The organism is Streptomyces sp. NBC_01214 (assembly GCF_026340975.1).
Taxonomy (GTDB): Bacteria; Actinomycetota; Actinomycetes; order Streptomycetales; family Streptomycetaceae; genus Streptomyces.
The window spans coordinates 354,254-369,258 of the sequence record NZ_JAPEOS010000001.1 but is presented as its reverse complement, the minus strand read 5'-3'; the positions used below and the strand labels follow the sequence as shown (position 1 = coordinate 369,258).

General features: G+C 71.1%; 13 protein-coding genes and 2 tRNA genes. 10 read left to right on the top strand and 5 right to left on the bottom strand.

The window, feature by feature from the left end; all coding sequences use genetic code 11:
• The first annotated feature begins 29 nt into the window (after positions 1–29).
• From recF to OG594_RS01800, 8 genes are all read left to right on the top strand, one after another.
• The gene (gene recF, locus OG594_RS01835; RefSeq protein WP_266594752.1) at positions 30–1,166 is read left to right on the top strand and encodes a DNA replication/repair protein RecF; all 1,137 of its coding nucleotides are present in this window, start codon (positions 30–32) and stop codon (positions 1,164–1,166) included.
• On the top strand, positions 1,163–1,696 hold the full coding sequence (locus OG594_RS01830; protein WP_030008414.1) for a DUF721 domain-containing protein: 534 nt from the start codon (positions 1,163–1,165) through the stop codon (positions 1,694–1,696). The genes recF and OG594_RS01830 overlap by 4 nt, the downstream gene beginning before the upstream one ends.
• A gap of 280 nt (positions 1,697–1,976) precedes the next feature.
• Positions 1,977–4,001, top strand: a complete 2,025-nt coding sequence (gyrB, locus tag OG594_RS01825) for a DNA topoisomerase (ATP-hydrolyzing) subunit B (protein WP_266594751.1) — start codon at positions 1,977–1,979, stop codon at positions 3,999–4,001.
• 43 nt (positions 4,002–4,044) lie between these two features.
• A complete protein-coding gene (gene gyrA, locus OG594_RS01820) occupies positions 4,045–6,663 on the top strand; it encodes a DNA gyrase subunit A (protein WP_266594750.1) in 2,619 nt (872 codons plus the stop codon).
• 3 nt (positions 6,664–6,666) lie between these two features.
• A complete protein-coding gene (locus tag OG594_RS01815) occupies positions 6,667–7,299 on the top strand; it encodes a DUF3566 domain-containing protein (RefSeq protein ID WP_266594749.1) in 633 nt (210 codons plus the stop codon).
• A gap of 118 nt (positions 7,300–7,417) precedes the next feature.
• Positions 7,418–7,491 (top strand) — tRNA-Ile (locus tag OG594_RS01810).
• A gap of 144 nt (positions 7,492–7,635) precedes the next feature.
• Positions 7,636–7,770 (top strand): DLW-39 family protein, encoded by a 135-nt coding sequence (locus tag OG594_RS01805; protein ID WP_208809277.1) that lies wholly within the window; start codon positions 7,636–7,638, stop codon positions 7,768–7,770.
• Positions 7,771–7,892: 122 nt separating this feature from the next.
• Complete coding sequence (locus tag OG594_RS01800) at positions 7,893–9,200, top strand: hypothetical protein (RefSeq protein ID WP_266594748.1); 1,308 nt, start codon at positions 7,893–7,895, stop codon at positions 9,198–9,200.
• Here the strand turns inward: OG594_RS01800 and OG594_RS01795 are convergent.
• Both OG594_RS01795 and OG594_RS01790 read right to left on the bottom strand, forming a co-directional pair.
• Positions 9,187–10,491: a serine/threonine-protein kinase gene (locus tag OG594_RS01795; protein WP_266594747.1), complete on the bottom strand. Its 1,305-nt coding sequence runs from the start codon at positions 10,489–10,491 to the stop codon at positions 9,187–9,189. The two genes, OG594_RS01800 and OG594_RS01795, sit on opposite strands and share 14 nt — an antisense overlap.
• Before the next feature lie 43 nt (positions 10,492–10,534).
• A complete protein-coding gene (locus OG594_RS01790) occupies positions 10,535–11,083 on the bottom strand; it encodes a transcriptional regulator (protein ID WP_030012999.1) in 549 nt (182 codons plus the stop codon).
• A 162-nt stretch (positions 11,084–11,245) separates the two neighbouring features.
• Between OG594_RS01790 and OG594_RS01785 the strand changes: the two genes are divergently transcribed.
• Positions 11,246–11,318 (top strand) — tRNA-Ala (locus OG594_RS01785).
• 70 nt (positions 11,319–11,388) lie between these two features.
• Here the strand turns inward: OG594_RS01785 and OG594_RS01780 are convergent.
• A complete protein-coding gene (locus tag OG594_RS01780) occupies positions 11,389–12,918 on the bottom strand; it encodes an MFS transporter (protein ID WP_266602521.1) in 1,530 nt (509 codons plus the stop codon).
• A gap of 152 nt (positions 12,919–13,070) precedes the next feature.
• Here OG594_RS01780 and OG594_RS01775 point away from each other — a divergent pair, with 152 nt between their 5' ends.
• Positions 13,071–13,382, top strand: a complete 312-nt coding sequence (locus OG594_RS01775) for a helix-turn-helix transcriptional regulator (protein WP_266594746.1) — start codon at positions 13,071–13,073, stop codon at positions 13,380–13,382.
• A gap of 49 nt (positions 13,383–13,431) precedes the next feature.
• On the opposite strand, the gene OG594_RS01770 is transcribed toward OG594_RS01775, so the two are convergent.
• Together OG594_RS01770 and OG594_RS01765 are read right to left on the bottom strand one after the other, a co-directional pair.
• Complete coding sequence (locus OG594_RS01770) at positions 13,432–14,208, bottom strand: MGMT family protein (RefSeq protein WP_266594745.1); 777 nt, start codon at positions 14,206–14,208, stop codon at positions 13,432–13,434.
• Entirely contained in the window at positions 14,205–14,867 is a 663-nt protein-coding gene (locus tag OG594_RS01765; RefSeq protein ID WP_266594744.1) for an RNA polymerase sigma factor, read from the bottom strand. Before OG594_RS01765 ends, OG594_RS01770 begins: the two co-directional genes overlap by 4 nt.
• Positions 14,868–15,005 lie beyond the last annotated feature (138 nt).

The following is a 15,005-nucleotide window of genomic DNA, read 5'->3' as shown; positions in this document are numbered from 1 at the left end:
AGTTGGAAGCCGGGGGAGGTCGGCGCCGCATGCACGTTTCGCATCTCTCATTGGCCGACTTCCGCTCGTACGCCCGGGCCGAGGTTCCCCTCGACCCGGGCGTCACCGCTTTCGTGGGCCCCAACGGACAGGGGAAGACCAACCTCGTCGAGGCGATCGGCTACCTGGCGACCCTCGGCAGCCACCGGGTCTCCTCGGACGCCCCGCTCGTGCGGATGGGCGCGGACCGGGCGATCATCCGCGCGGCCGTCACCCAGGGCGAGCGGCAGCAGCTGGTGGAGCTGGAGCTCAATCCCGGCCGGGCGAACCGGGCCCGGATCAACCGGTCCTCGCAGGTCAGGCCGCGGGACGTGCTGGGGATCATACGGTCGGTGCTGTTCGCGCCGGAGGACCTGGCCCTGGTCAAGGGCGACCCGGGCGAGCGACGGCGGTTCCTGGACGAGCTGGTCACGGCGCGCTCGCCGCGGATGGCCGCGGTCCGCTCCGACTACGAGCGGGTGCTCAAGCAGCGCAACACCTTGCTGAAGTCGGCGGCGATGGCCCGCCGGCACGGCGGCCGCTCCCTGGACCTCTCCACCCTCGACGTGTGGGACCAGCACCTCGCCCGCGCGGGCGCGGAGCTGCTCGCGCAGCGGCTGGATCTGATCGCGACCCTGCTGCCCCTGGCGGACAAGGCCTACGAGCAGCTCGCACCCGGCGGCGGCCCGCTGGGGCTGGCGTACAAGTCCTCGGCCGGCGAGCCGGTGGACGGCGGCGCGGCGCGCACCCGCGAGGCCCTCTACGAGGTGCTGCTGACCGCGCTGGCCGAGGTGCGCAAGCAGGAGATCGAGCGCGGTGTGACCCTGGTGGGACCGCACCGCGACGACGTGGTGCTGCGGCTCGGGGAGCTGCCCGCGAAGGGGTACGCGAGCCACGGGGAATCGTGGTCGTACGCGCTGGCGCTCCGGCTGGCCTCCTACGAGCTGCTGCGCTCGGAGGGCAGCGAGCCGGTGCTGATCCTCGACGACGTGTTCGCCGAGCTGGACGCGCGGCGCCGGGAGCGGCTGGCGGAGCTGGTGGCCCCGGGCGAGCAGGTACTGGTGACGGCGGCGGTCGACGACGACGTCCCGGGGGTGCTGGTGGGGACGCGGTTCGGGGTGTCCGGCGGTGAGGTGACCCGGCTGTGAACGAGCACGCCAAGGACCCGCAGGAGGGTCGCAGGACCCCGGAGGCCTCCGGGGTGGACCTCGCGCGCCAGGCCCTCGCGGCGGCGCGCGAGCAGGCGCGGGCCCGGGGCAACGCGGCCGGCGGGAAGAAGCGCCAGCAGCCGGGGCTGCGCTCGGGAGCCCGCGCGGACGGCCGGGACCCGATGCCGCTCATGGCGGCGCTGGACCGGCTGCGCACCGAACGCGGCTGGGAGATGCCGATGGCGGTGGCCGGCGTGATGGAGCGCTGGCCGGAGATCGTCGGCCCGGAGATCGCGGCCCACTGTGAACCGGAACGCTACGAGGACCGTGAGCTTGTCGTGCGCTGCGATTCCTCGGCGTGGGCGGCACAGCTGAAGCTGCTGGCTCCGCAGCTGGTCGCGCGGCTGAACGCGGATCTGGGGCAGGGCACCGTACGTCTGATCAAGGTCCAGGGGCCCGGCGGACGGCCGAAGGGCTACGGGCCGTGGCGGGCGCCGGGCAGCAAGGGACCGGGCGACACCTACGGGTGAGTAGCCGGTCCGGCGGGTGGTGTCCCTCACGGTAGTCGGAGGTTGACAGCCCGAAGGGCTGGATGCCCGCGTGAGCCTCTTTGAGCCCCTCCCCGGATGTGGGGAGTCGGAGAGTGGAGGTTCAGGGCGGCACATGCGGACTCAGGTACCGGCAAACCCCCATTCATGTCCGTGGTACCGGTAGACTGAAGCGAATCCCGCCCGTTCGCGGGATCACGCAGACAACGCAGATCGACGCGGCCGCTCCCGCTGGCGCACTTGCTGGTCCGGAGCACGGGCTGTGCTGTGCCAGAAAGGGCGCTTCGTGGCCGATTCCGGCGACTCCAACGAGAAGAATTACGACGCCAGTGCGATCCAGGTCCTCGAGGGCCTGGACGCGGTCCGCAAGCGGCCGGGTATGTACATCGGCTCGACGGGTGAGCGTGGTCTGCACCACCTCGTCTACGAGGTCGTCGACAACTCGGTCGACGAGGCGCTGGCCGGGCACGCGGACACCATCGACGTGACGATCCTCGCCGACGGTGGGGTGCGCGTGATCGACAACGGTCGCGGCATCCCGGTCGGCATCGTTCCGTCCGAGGGCAAGCCGGCCGTCGAGGTCGTCCTGACGGTCCTGCACGCGGGCGGCAAGTTCGGCGGCGGCGGCTACGCCGTCTCCGGTGGTCTGCACGGCGTCGGCGTGTCCGTCGTGAACGCCCTGTCGACCAAGGTCGCGGTCGAGGTCAAGACGGACGGCCACCGCTGGACGCAGGACTACAAGCTGGGCGTGCCGACGGCCCCGCTGGCCAAGAACGAGGAGACCGTCGAGACGGGCACCTCGGTCACCTTCTGGGCCGACGGCGACATCTTCGAGACGACCGAGTACTCCTTCGAGACGCTGTCGCGGCGCTTCCAGGAGATGGCCTTCCTCAACAAGGGCCTGACCCTGTCGCTGACCGACGAGCGCGAGTCGGCGAAGGCCACCGCGGGCGCCGACGACCCGGACGCGGACGCGGCCGAGCCCCAGGCGCGCACGGTGAAGTACTACTACGAGGGCGGCATCGTCGACTTCGTGAAGTACCTCAACTCGCGCAAGGGTGAGCTCATCCACCCGACCGTCATCGACGTCGAGGCCGAGGACAAGGAGCGGATGCTCTCGGTCGAGATCGCGATGCAGTGGAACTCGCAGTACACGGAGGGTGTCTACTCCTTCGCGAACACGATCCACACGCACGAGGGCGGTACGCACGAGGAGGGCTTCCGTGCGGCGCTGACGGGTCTGGTGAACCGTTACGCGCGCGACAAGAAGCTGCTGCGCGAGAAGGACGACAACCTCGCCGGCGAGGACATCCGCGAGGGTCTGACGGCGATCATCTCGGTCAAGCTGGGCGAGCCCCAGTTCGAGGGCCAGACGAAGACCAAGCTGGGCAACACCGAGGCCAAGACCTTCGTGCAGAAGGTCGTCCACGAGCACCTCAACGACTGGTTCGACCGCAACCCGGTCGAGGCCGCGGACATCATCCGCAAGTCGATCCAGGCGGCCACGGCGCGCGTCGCGGCCCGCAAGGCCCGTGACCTGACCCGTCGCAAGGGTCTGCTGGAGAGCGCCTCGCTGCCGGGCAAGCTGTCCGACTGCCAGTCGAACGACCCGACCAAGTGCGAGATCTTCATCGTCGAGGGCGACTCGGCCGGTGGCTCCGCGAAGTCCGGCCGCAACCCGATGTACCAGGCCATCCTGCCCATCCGCGGCAAGATCCTGAACGTCGAGAAGGCCCGTATCGACAAGATCCTCCAGAACACCGAGGTCCAGGCGCTGATCAGTGCCTTCGGCACCGGTGTGCACGAGGACTTCGACATCGAGAAGCTCCGCTATCACAAGATCATCCTGATGGCGGACGCCGACGTCGACGGCCAGCACATCAACACCCTGCTGCTGACCTTCCTCTTCCGCTTCATGCGGCCGCTGGTCGAAGCCGGTCACGTGTACCTGTCGCGCCCGCCCCTCTACAAGATCAAGTGGGGCCGGGACGACTTCGAGTACGCGTACTCGGACCGCGAGCGGGACGCCCTGGTCGAGCTCGGCAAGCAGAACGGCAAGCGGATCAAGGAAGACTCGATCCAGCGCTTCAAGGGTCTGGGCGAGATGAACGCCGAGGAACTGCGCATCACCACCATGGACGTGGACCACCGTGTCCTCGGCCAGGTCACCCTGGACGACGCCGCGCAGGCCGACGACCTGTTCTCGGTGCTGATGGGTGAGGACGTCGAAGCCCGGCGCTCCTTCATCCAGCGCAACGCCAAGGACGTTCGGTTCCTCGACATCTGAGTCGGCTCCGCTGACCGCCGCCTGAAAGGATTTCTGACCAGCAATGGCCGACGAAACCACCCCCACCGCAGAGAACGCCGCGGAGGAGCAGCCCGTGCTGCGCATCGAGCCCGTCGGGCTCGAGACGGAGATGCAGCGCTCCTACCTCGACTACGCGATGTCCGTCATCGTCTCGCGCGCCCTGCCGGACGTGCGCGACGGCCTCAAGCCGGTGCACCGCCGCGTGCTGTACGCGATGTACGACGGCGGCTACCGGCCCGAGAAGGGCTTCTACAAGTGCGCCCGCGTCGTCGGCGACGTCATGGGCACCTACCACCCGCACGGTGACAGCTCCATCTACGACGCCCTGGTCCGCCTGGCCCAGCCGTGGTCGATGCGCATGCCGCTGGTGGACTCCAACGGCAACTTCGGCTCCCCGGGCAACGACCCGGCGGCCGCGATGCGCTACACCGAGTGCAAGCTCATGCCGCAGGCCATGGAGATGCTCCGGGACATCGACGAGGAGACCGTCGACTTCCAGGACAACTACGACGGCCGCAACCAGGAGCCCACCGTCCTGCCGGCGCGCTTCCCGAACCTGCTGGTCAACGGCAGCGCCGGCATCGCGGTCGGCATGGCCACCAACATTCCGCCGCACAACCTCCGCGAGGTCGCGGCCGGTGCCCAGTGGGCGCTGGAGCACCCGGAGGCCACGCACGAGGAGCTCCAGGACGCGCTGATCGAGCGGATCAAGGGCCCGGACTTCCCGTCGGGCGCCCTGGTCGTGGGCCGCAAGGGCATCGAGGAGGCGTACCGGACCGGTCGCGGCTCCATCACGATGCGCGCGGTGGTGGAGGTCGAGGAGATCCAGAACCGCCAGTGCCTGGTGGTCACGGAGCTCCCGTACCAGACCAACCCCGACAACCTCGCGCAGAAGATCGCGGACCTGGTGAAGGACGGCAAGGTCGGCGGCATCGCCGACGTCCGTGACGAGACCTCGTCGCGGACCGGCCAGCGCCTGGTGATCGTCCTCAAGCGCGACGCCGTCGCCAAGGTCGTGCTGAACAACCTTTACAAGCACACCGAGCTGCAGACCAACTTCGGCGCCAACATGCTGGCGCTGGTGGACGGCGTGCCGCGCACGCTGTCGATCGACGCGTTCATCCGCCACTGGGTGACGCACCAGATCGAGGTCATCGTCCGGCGCACGAAGTTCCGCCTGCGCAAGGCGGAGGAGCGCGCCCACATCCTGCGCGGTCTGCTCAAGGCGCTGGACGCGATCGACGAGGTCATCGCCCTCATCCGGCGCAGCAACACGGTCGAGATCGCGCGCGAGGGCCTGATGGGCCTCCTGGAGATCGACGAGATCCAGGCGAACGCGATCCTGGAGATGCAGCTCCGCCGCCTGGCGGCCCTGGAGCGGCAGAAGATCGTCGCCGAGCACGACGAGCTCCAGGCGAAGATCAACGAGTACAACGCCATCCTGGCCTCGGAGGAGCGCCAGCGCTCCATCGTCAGCGAGGAACTGGCGGCGATCGTCGAGAAGTTCGGCGACGACCGGCGCTCCAAGCTGGTGCCCTTCGACGGTGACATGTCCATCGAGGACCTGATCGCCGAAGAGGACATCGTCGTCACGATCACGCACGGCGGCTACGTCAAGCGCACCAAGACCGAGGACTACCGCTCGCAGAAGCGCGGCGGTAAGGGCGTGCGCGGCACCAAGCTGAAGCAGGACGACCTGGTCGACCACTTCTTCGTGTCCACCACGCACCACTGGCTGCTCTTCTTCACGAACAAGGGCCGGGTCTACCGGTCCAAGGCGTACGAGCTGCCGGACGCCGGCCGTGACGCCCGCGGGCAGCACGTGGCGAACCTGCTGGCCTTCCAGCCGGACGAGAAGATCGCCCAGATCCTCGCGATCCGCGACTACGAGGCGGCGCCCTACCTGATCCTGGCCACCAAGGGCGGCCTGGTGAAGAAGACGGCGCTCAAGGACTACGACTCGCCCCGCTCGGGCGGCGTCATCGCGATCAACCTCCGGGAGACCGGCGCCGACGGCGCCGACGGCACTGCTGACGAGCTGATCGGTGCGGAGCTGGTGTCCGCCGAGGACGACCTGCTGCTGATCAGCAAGAAGGCGCAGTCGATCCGCTTCACGGCGACCGACGACGCGCTGCGCCCGATGGGCCGCGCCACCTCGGGCGTGAAGGGCATGAGTTTCCGAGAAGGTGACGAACTGCTCTCCATGAACGTTGTGAGGCCGGGTACGTTCGTCTTCACCGCGACCGACGGCGGCTACGCCAAGCGGACGCCGGTCGACGAGTACCGCGTCCAGGGCCGTGGCGGTCTGGGCATCAAGGCCGCCAAGATCGTGGAGGACCGCGGATCGCTCGTCGGAGCGCTCGTGGTCGACGAGAGCGACGAGATTCTCGCCATCACGCTCAGCGGTGGTGTGATTCGCACGCGCGTCAACGAAGTCAGGGAGACCGGCCGTGACACCATGGGCGTCCAGCTGATCAACCTGGGCAAGCGCGATGCCGTGGTCGGCATCGCCCGGAACGCCGAGGCCGGTCAGGAAGCTGACGAGGTCGAGGCCGACGAGAACGACACCGAGGTGGCCGACGGACAGGTCGCCGAGGCCGCCGAGGGCACGCAGCCCTCGGCCGGGGAGCACGAGGAGTAAGTCGTGAGTGGAGCCACGGGCGCCGGACCGGCCAAGACTGGAGCGAACGGTGCCCGTGGCCCTGCCGCGGACTCCCAGGGGGGAACCGTGACGGACACTCGAGGTCCGAAGTCGTCGGTCGGCGCGGACGCCGGCCAGGACAAGCCCGCACAGCCGTACCACCCTCCGCAGGCCTATCCGGCGCCCTCGGGCCCCGGGACGGCGCAGGGGGGCGCGGGGACGGGCGCGCAGCGCAAGCCGCGCACGGGGGTCCGTACGGCCCCCCGCACGCGCAAGGCGCGGCTGCGGGTGGCCAAGGCCGACCCGTGGTCGGTCATGAAGGTCAGCTTCCTGCTGTCGATCGCGCTCGGCATCTGCACGATCGTGGCGGCGGCTGTGCTGTGGATGGTCATGGACGCGATGGGCGTCTTCTCGACCGTCGGCGGCACGATCAGCGAGGCGACCGGTTCGAACGAGGGCAACGGCTTCGACCTCCAGTCGTTCCTGTCGCTGCCGCGCGTTCTGATCTTCACGTCGGTCATCGCGGTGATCGACGTGGTGCTGGCGACGGCACTGGCGACGCTGGGTGCGTTCATCTACAACCTGTCGGCGGGCTTCGTCGGCGGTGTGGAGCTCACCCTCGCCGAGGACGAGTAGGCCCCGTGTCCGGGCGCCCGCGACGGGTCGGATGACCTGCGCAGACGCCCCCGGACAACGGATTTTGGCCTGACCGGGTCTGTGCGCTAATCTTCAGGAGTCAGCGCGCAGCGCGGATGGGGCTATAGCTCAGTTGGTTAGAGCGCATCCCTGATAAGGATGAGGCCACAGGTTCAAATCCTGTTAGCCCCACAGTGTCGAAGACCCCCAGGCCAAGGCCTGGGGGTCTTCTTCGTTGGGCCAGTTGGTGGACCGCCAGGTCACCGATCGGTATCGGTCGGTGTGTATTGTTGGGCGCCAGAAGTCCCCTACGTCAACGAAAGACGAGGTCGCGCGGTGAAGAAGCTGCTCCTGGTCGCACTGGCCGCCATCGGCGGGCTCCTCGTGTACCGCCAGATCCAGGCGGACCGCGCCGAGCAGGACCTGTGGACGGAGGCAACTGACTCCGTGCCCTCTGGTTCCGGTGTGTGAGACCCAAGGCTGATCCCATGAAGCCCCGGCTGCCGCTGCGGTCGGGGCTTTGTGCTGCTCTGTAACGAAAACTTCCGTTATGTAAAGATTTGGCTTGCGCAAGCAAATTCGGGGTGGGCGTGATGGTTCGGGGACGGACGGCGGCGTGGGCGGCGGCCCTGGGCATGGTCGCGGGAGCGCCGGGGGTCGCGTACGCCGACGGGGCCGCGCCCGGACCCCTCCCGACCTACCGGGCCGCGGACGGCGCCACGTCGATCGAGGGCAAGCCCTCCACGGCCGACGCCCCGCAGATCGAGGCCGGGAACGTCTACCGGGACACGCTCGGGCCGGGGGAACGCGTGTACCGGCTCGTCCTCGACAAGGACGGGTCCGACGTCTACGTCTCCGCCGTGGTCCGCCCCGCGGCGGGCGCGAAGGTTTCCGGCGGCGACGGCATCGACGTGGAGATCATGACCACCGCGGGGCGTTCCTGCCCCCGGAGCGGCGGCCGGGCGAACTTCGGCTACGACCCCTACCCGATCAGCGCGGCCGGCGTCCGCCGGGGCGCCGAGGACGAGGACTGCGCGCCCGCGGGCGTGTACTACGCCAAGGTCACGCGGACCTCGGCCAAGGGCTACGACCAGAGCCCCTGGCCGCTGGAGATCAAGGTCCAGCGGGAGCCCGGCCGCGGCGCGGGCGCCCCCACCACCGCGCCCAGCGGTTGGCCCTCGGGCGCCCCCGTGCTGCCGGGCACCGAGGCGGTGCCCCGCAGCGGCGGGACCGGCTTCAACGACGCCCGCGCCCTGGGCGCCGGCGTGTGGCGCGACGAGATGCGGCCCGGGCAGACCCGCTTCTACCGGGTCCCGCTGGACTGGGGGCAGCAGCTGGGCCTTGGCGCCGAGCTGGCCGCCGCGAAGATGACGAAGAACTACGGTTCGGCGTCGGGCGGGCTCACCGTCTCCCTCTACAGCCCCTACCGGGGCCTGATCTCCGACAAGGACACCTCGTACGACGGCAAGCAGGCCGGGATCACCCTGGAGAAGACCCCGCCCGTCACGTACGAGAACCGTTTCGCGGGTGCATCGAGCGTGCAGCCCGTCTCCGTCGCGGGCTGGTACTACGTCGCGGTGACCATGGGCGCCAAGGTCGCCGACTTCACCGAGGACGCGGTGCCCGTGCCGCTGACCCTGCGCCTGGACGTCACCGGTACGCCGGCCAAGGCGCCCGCGTACAAGGAGGGTCCGGCCGCGGGAGGCTTCGGGGTGGGCGAGGAGGACCGGGCCGCGGCCAAGGAGGGGCTCACCGCCCCGGAGGCCGCCGAGGCCGCCGAGCGGCACTCCACGATGCGAATCGTGGCGGGCGCCGGATTCGGCACCGGGACGCTGCTGCTGGCGGTGCTGGGCGGCTGGGTCCTGCTCGGCCGGCGGGGGCGCGGCGCTACATCTGCGTGAGGGCCCAGACGCCGACCGCGAAGCACAGCAGCGCCGCGGCGAGCAGGGAGGCCACCGCCTTCGCCGGGGGCGGGGCGATCCCGCCGCCCGCCCGGACCGGCGCCCCGGCGGGGGCCGAGGGGGCCGGTGCGGCTGGCGCGGTTGGCGGCGGCAGGTGGAAGCTGCCCGTCTCCGAGGGCCCGTACGCGGGCACCTGGGCCGGGACGGCGGGGGAGGCCGGGGCGACGGGCGAGGCAGGGGAGAACGGAGCGGCCGGATACGGGGCCGGCGGCGCGGGCAGGGCCACCGGGGCGGTCCGCGCCGTACCGCGCGGGTCGGTCCGGACGGGCTCCGCGGGCGCCGTCACGGAGGCGGCGGACGCCGCCTCCGGGGCCCCGGCGTCGGGAGCCCGCGGGGTCGTGGCCGCCGTGCTCGGCGGGCCCTGCGGGCCGAATCCGGGCGGCAGCGGGCCGAGTTGGTCGAACACCTCCACCGGATCCTCGTCCGGGGCGGGCGGCGGCAGCAGCTCCACGGCCTCGACAAGGGCCTTGCGCGCCCCTGTGGCCGTCCGGAAGCGGTTCTGGGGGTCCGGTTGCAGGAGACCGGCGATGACGTCCCAGAGCGGTGCGGGAACGCCTTCGGGGGCGCCCGGGGTGCCGTGCGCGAAGAAGTGCTCCACCAGTGCCCGGGAATCGGGCTTGCGGCCCTGGAGGAGGTACAGGGCGACCAGCCCCACGGCGAAGAGGTCGGCGGGGAAGTCGGGCTCGGCGCCCAGCAGTTGCTCGGGGGCGAAATAGCCCGGCGTGCCGACCACGAGGTCGGTCTCGGTCAGCCGGGGCTCGCCCTTGCGCATGGAGATGCCGAAGTCGGACAGACGCAGGTGCGGCCGCCCGGTTCCGGTCGCTTCCATCAGGATGTTGGCCGGTTTGATGTCGCGGTGCACCACGCCCTCGGCGTGCACCGCCGCGAGCCCCGACAGGAGCTGGTCGAGCAGGCCGCACACGAACCGGGGCGGTAGGGGCCCGTAGTCCCCGATCACATGGCCGAGCGAGCCGCCGCCGACCAGGTCCATGGTGAACAGGACCTTGTCGTCGTCGGCCGCCCAGCTGGCCGGAGCCAGTACGTGCGGATGGTCGATCCGTAGTGCCTGCTCCCGTACGAACCGCAGGAGCGTGTGGGCGTCGCTCTGCAGGAGGACCTTCGCGGCCACGTAGCGTCGACGGCGGTGGTCCCAGGCCCGCCAAACGGCGCCCGCGCCACCGCGTCCGATCGGATCGATCAGCTCGTACCGACCGGCGAAGACCTCACCCATCGCTGTGCCCGTCCCCCGTCCCCCGTCGTCCGCCCCGTGCGTGTCAGTTCTGGTGGGCCTCGTAGTGGGCGACCGCGTCGGCGGTGCGGCCCGCGCCGTACACCCGGAGGAACTCTGCCAGTTCCGGGTGGCTGGGGGCGAGGGTGTTCGCCGCGTCGATGATGTCGCCGGCCGCGGAGACCGAGCGCAGCAGCGACTGGATCTCGCGGACGACCCGCTTGACCGTGGGTGCGCCGGAACTGGTGGTGGTCTGACCGCTGTTGCTGAGGACGGAGCCCCCCTGGGTCTTCTTGATCTCGTCCATCCGGTCGGTGGCCTCCCCCGCGCTGACGCTTCCGTCGGCCACCTGGCCGGCGAGATCCTGGAGGGCCTGGACGCGCTGGACCACGGCCGGGTTCCCGATCTTGGCGCGCTGGCCGCTCATCAGCTGGGACAGCATGGGCGCCGACAGTCCGAGGACGGCAGCGAGGCGGGCCTGGTTCAAGCCGAGGTCATCTATGAGCCGGCGGAAGAGCGCTCCCAGCGGCTCCCCGTACCAACTGCGCTGAAGTTCTCTGGCTCTGGCCGTGGCCTCTTGTTGTACTGCGTCCACTCTTACTACTCCCCTTCGCTGGTGCGAACCTCGCGAGCATCTTACGGAGAGTGGTCGCACGGCGGGAGTCCCTATCATTTTGCGAGATGAGGGGGTACACCCGGTACTCTGTTCTGCGGAACGACCACACCTCCCGCACGGGACGGGTGCGTCCACTTCCATGGGGCCTTAGCTCAGTTGGTAGAGCGCTGCCTTTGCAAGGCAGATGTCAGGAGTTCGAATCTCCTAGGCTCCACGTCATAAATGCCCTCCGACCTGCGGAAACGCAGTCTCGGAGGGCATTTTTCATGCCCGTCGGCAGGGGGTCAGGCGGTGCTCCTGGCGGGGCCGCCGCGCAGCAGGGCGGCGATCGCGGCGCACAGGACGGCGCAGACCGCGGCGAGTCCCCACAGGACGGTGTGGAAGGCGGAGTCGTAGGCCCCGGCCAGGAAGTGGGCGAAGCCCTCGGCGTCCGCCGCACCGGACAGTTCGGTGGCCCGGGCGAGGTCGCCGCCCGCGGCCCGGTCGGCGACCCGGTCCGCCTGCGCGGCGCCGGCGTACGTGCCGATGCCGTCCTCGACGCGGGAGCGGAGCACGGTCGCGAGGGCCGATCCGTACGCCGCCACGGCGATGGCCTCGCTGCCGAGCCGCAGGGTGTTGAGGAAGCCCGCCGCCATGCCCGCCCTGGCCGGGTCGACCAGTTCCAGCGCCTGGCCGTCGACGAGCCCCGCCGACAGGCCCATGCCGGCGCCGGTGACGAGCATCGGCAGGGCGACGACGAGGACCGTCACGTCGGGGGAGAACAGCGTGAGCGCCAGGTCGCCGACGACCAGGCAGGCGAGGCTGACGTGGACGAGGGCGAGCGCGGGGACCCCGCGGGCGACCAGCTTCGCGGCGAGCAGCGGGCAGACCAGTACGGGCACGGTGAGCAGCAGCATGGTCAGGCCGGCCGCGCCGCTGTCGCGGCCGGTGGCCGCGGTCAGGTAGCTCGGCAGGTACGTGAGCATGGTGACGAAGCCGAAGGACGCGGCGACCGGCACCAGGCACAGGCCGACGAAACGCCGGTTGCGCAGCAGGCTCAGGTCCAGCACGGGGTGTTCCCGACGGTTCTCCACGGCGGCGAAGACCGCGAGGACCAGGGCTGCGCCCGCGAACAGTCCGAGGACGCCCGGGCTGCCCCAGCCCCACTGCGAGCCCTGCACGATGGCGGTGGTCAGCAGCACCATGGCGATGACGAACAGCGCGCTGCCCGGCACGTCGACGCGGGCTCCGCTGCCGCCGTCGGCCGGTACGGCCCTGGCGATGGTGGGCACCGCGAGCAGGACGAGGAGCAGGGCGACGGCGTGCACCGCGAACACCCAGCGCCAGCCGAGGCCTTGGACGAGAGCGCCGGCCAGTGAGGGGCCGACCGCCACGCCGACGCCGGCGACGGTGCCGAACAGGGCGAAGGCCTTGGCGCGCGCCGGTCCGTCGAACACGGTCGCGATGATCGCCGCGCCGCAGGAGAAGATCGCCGCGCCGCCCGTTCCGGCGAGCGCGCGGGTGGCGTCCAGCCACAGCACGTCGGGGGCGAGCGCGCCGCCCAGTGAGGCCGCGGCGTAGACGGCGGCGCCGGCGGCGAAGGCCTTGACCCGGCCGATGACGTCGGCGAGGGAACCCCAGACGAGGGTGAAGCAGGCGAAGGCCACGTTGAAGGCGTTCACCACCCACTGCAGGGGCGCGAGGCCGGCGTGGGTGTCGGCACCGATCTCGGGGAGGGCCACGGCCGTACCGGAGATCGACATCGGGACGACGAACACCGCGAGGAGCACGGCGGCCAGGGTGGCGGTTCGCCCGGGCCGCCCTTTCGCCCGCATCGGTGGTGCGGCCGACGACGTGGTCTGCGTACTCATTGGGCACAACTCCAGGCTCGGCCCGGCCCTATGGCGGCCAGGTTCGGTTTTGATCGAACCTTAAGGTGGCATGGGGAGAGGTATGATGCAAGCCGTACCTAAGGGAGGAGGGCACGATGCCCGACGAGGACGGCCACCCCTCGCTGGAGGAGATGAGCCTGCTGACCGTGCTGAACGCGCTCTCCGACCCCCTGCGCTACGCCGTCGTGAGCGCGTTGCTGCGGGAGCCGGCGGGCACGGCGCGCACCTGCGCCTCCTTCAACCTCCCGGTCTCGAAGTCGACGACCACCCACCACTTCCGGATCCTGCGCGAGGCGGGCCTGGTGCGGCAGGTGGACCGGGGCAACAGCCGGGCGGCCACGCTGCGCCGCGCGGACCTGGACCTGCGCTTCCCCGGCCTGCTCGACCTGATCGCCGCCGACCGCTGAGCGCGCGCCGACGGCCCGGACCGGCCCGGACCGGCCTGCCGGTCAGCGGTCAGACGACGGCCGGTCGGCAGCTGAGGCAGCCCCGGAACCCGGCGGCGGACGCCTCGTCGGCCGAGGTGAAGGGCACCTCGTGGCGGGCGGTGATGCGGCGCGCGTGCGCGCACGTCGGGTAGCAGAAGATCCGCGTGGTGCCGCTGCCCAGGAACCGGGCGCCGGCCCGCACGAACCGCTCCACCCGCTCGGCGTCCACCCCCTCCCACTCCCGCAGCCGCCGTTCGAACCCGGCCGGCAGGCCGCAGTCCGCCGGGAGCCCGTCGTCCGTGCACAGCCGGTGCGCGGGTACGAGCACGGGGACCGGATTGGCCCGGACCGCCGCCACGACCGTCTCGGGCGCGAGACCCGGCATTCCGGCTTCGCGGGCCAGCCAGGCCGCCGGACGGAGCTGCCCGAACGGGACGGCCCGGGTCGCTTGCAGGACGGCGCGCGCTTCGTCGGCGAGCGGCCCGAACGCGTAGCGCAGGGTCCGGTCCCGGCCGCGCAGGGCCCGCGCCAGACCCGGCGGGGGCTTGGTCCCGGAGAGCGCCGACCGCCCGGTCCGGGCCCGGTAGGCGTCCTCGAACGCCCGGTCGTCGGCGTACCAGTCCGTGGCGGCGGCGCCGGTCACCGCGCCCCGCCCGTGGGCGACGTAGAGGGGGCCGACCGGGGAGTCGGCCCGCACGTAGCAGTCGTAGCGATGCGCCGGAACGCCGACGCGGTCCAGCACGCGCGCCGCGAACCCCGCGGGTGCCGCCTCGCGCAACGTGTCCCACTCGTCCGGCAGTCTCATCCCGTCGCCTCCTTCCTTTCCTTCCGGCCCGGTTCGTGTGTCGTCTTCGCCGTCGTTCCCCCGGCCGCAGCTGCGGCCGCTCCGTACGTCGCGCGGTCGGCGGCCAGGCCGGGCTCCGCGCGCAGCGCGGCCAGCCCCCGCGACACCTGGGCCTTCACCGTGCCGACCGGGCAGTCCAGGATCCCGGCCACCTCCTGGTAGCTCAGCTCGCCGATGTGCCGCAGGACCACGGGCAGTCGGTGGTGGTCCGGCAGTGCGGACAGTGCGGCCACCAGCCGGGCCCGGCGCGCCCCGTCGAGCGCGAGCTGCTCCGGCCCCGGGGCGCCGTCCGGGACCTCGATGGCCGTCACCTCGATGCCGTCGGCGACGCCGGGCCGCCGGCTCAGGGTGCGGACGTGGTTGCGCCACACGTTCGCGGCGATGGTCAGCAGCCAGGCCCGCGGCTGGAGCTGCCCGCGGCGCTCGGGCGGGTAGTCGCGCAGGGCGGAGTAGGCGCGCAGGAACGTTTCCTGGCCCAGGTCGTCGGCGTCCCGCGCGGAGCCGGAGAGACGCAGCAGGACGGAACGCACGGTGCCGGCCTGGGTGCGCACGAGTTCGGTGAACCCGTCGTCCAGGTCGGTCGCGAGCAGCTCCGTCAGGGGGAGGGTCGTCTCGTCCATCCTCCTTGTGAACACCGGGCCGCGTGAGAACGTTGCACCTCACTCGAAAGTTCTTTTATTTTGCCTGCCATTCGCATTCGGTGCGATATTCGGTTCCGTTTATGTCATTCGCCTATCGGACGCGTCCGCGCGATCTTC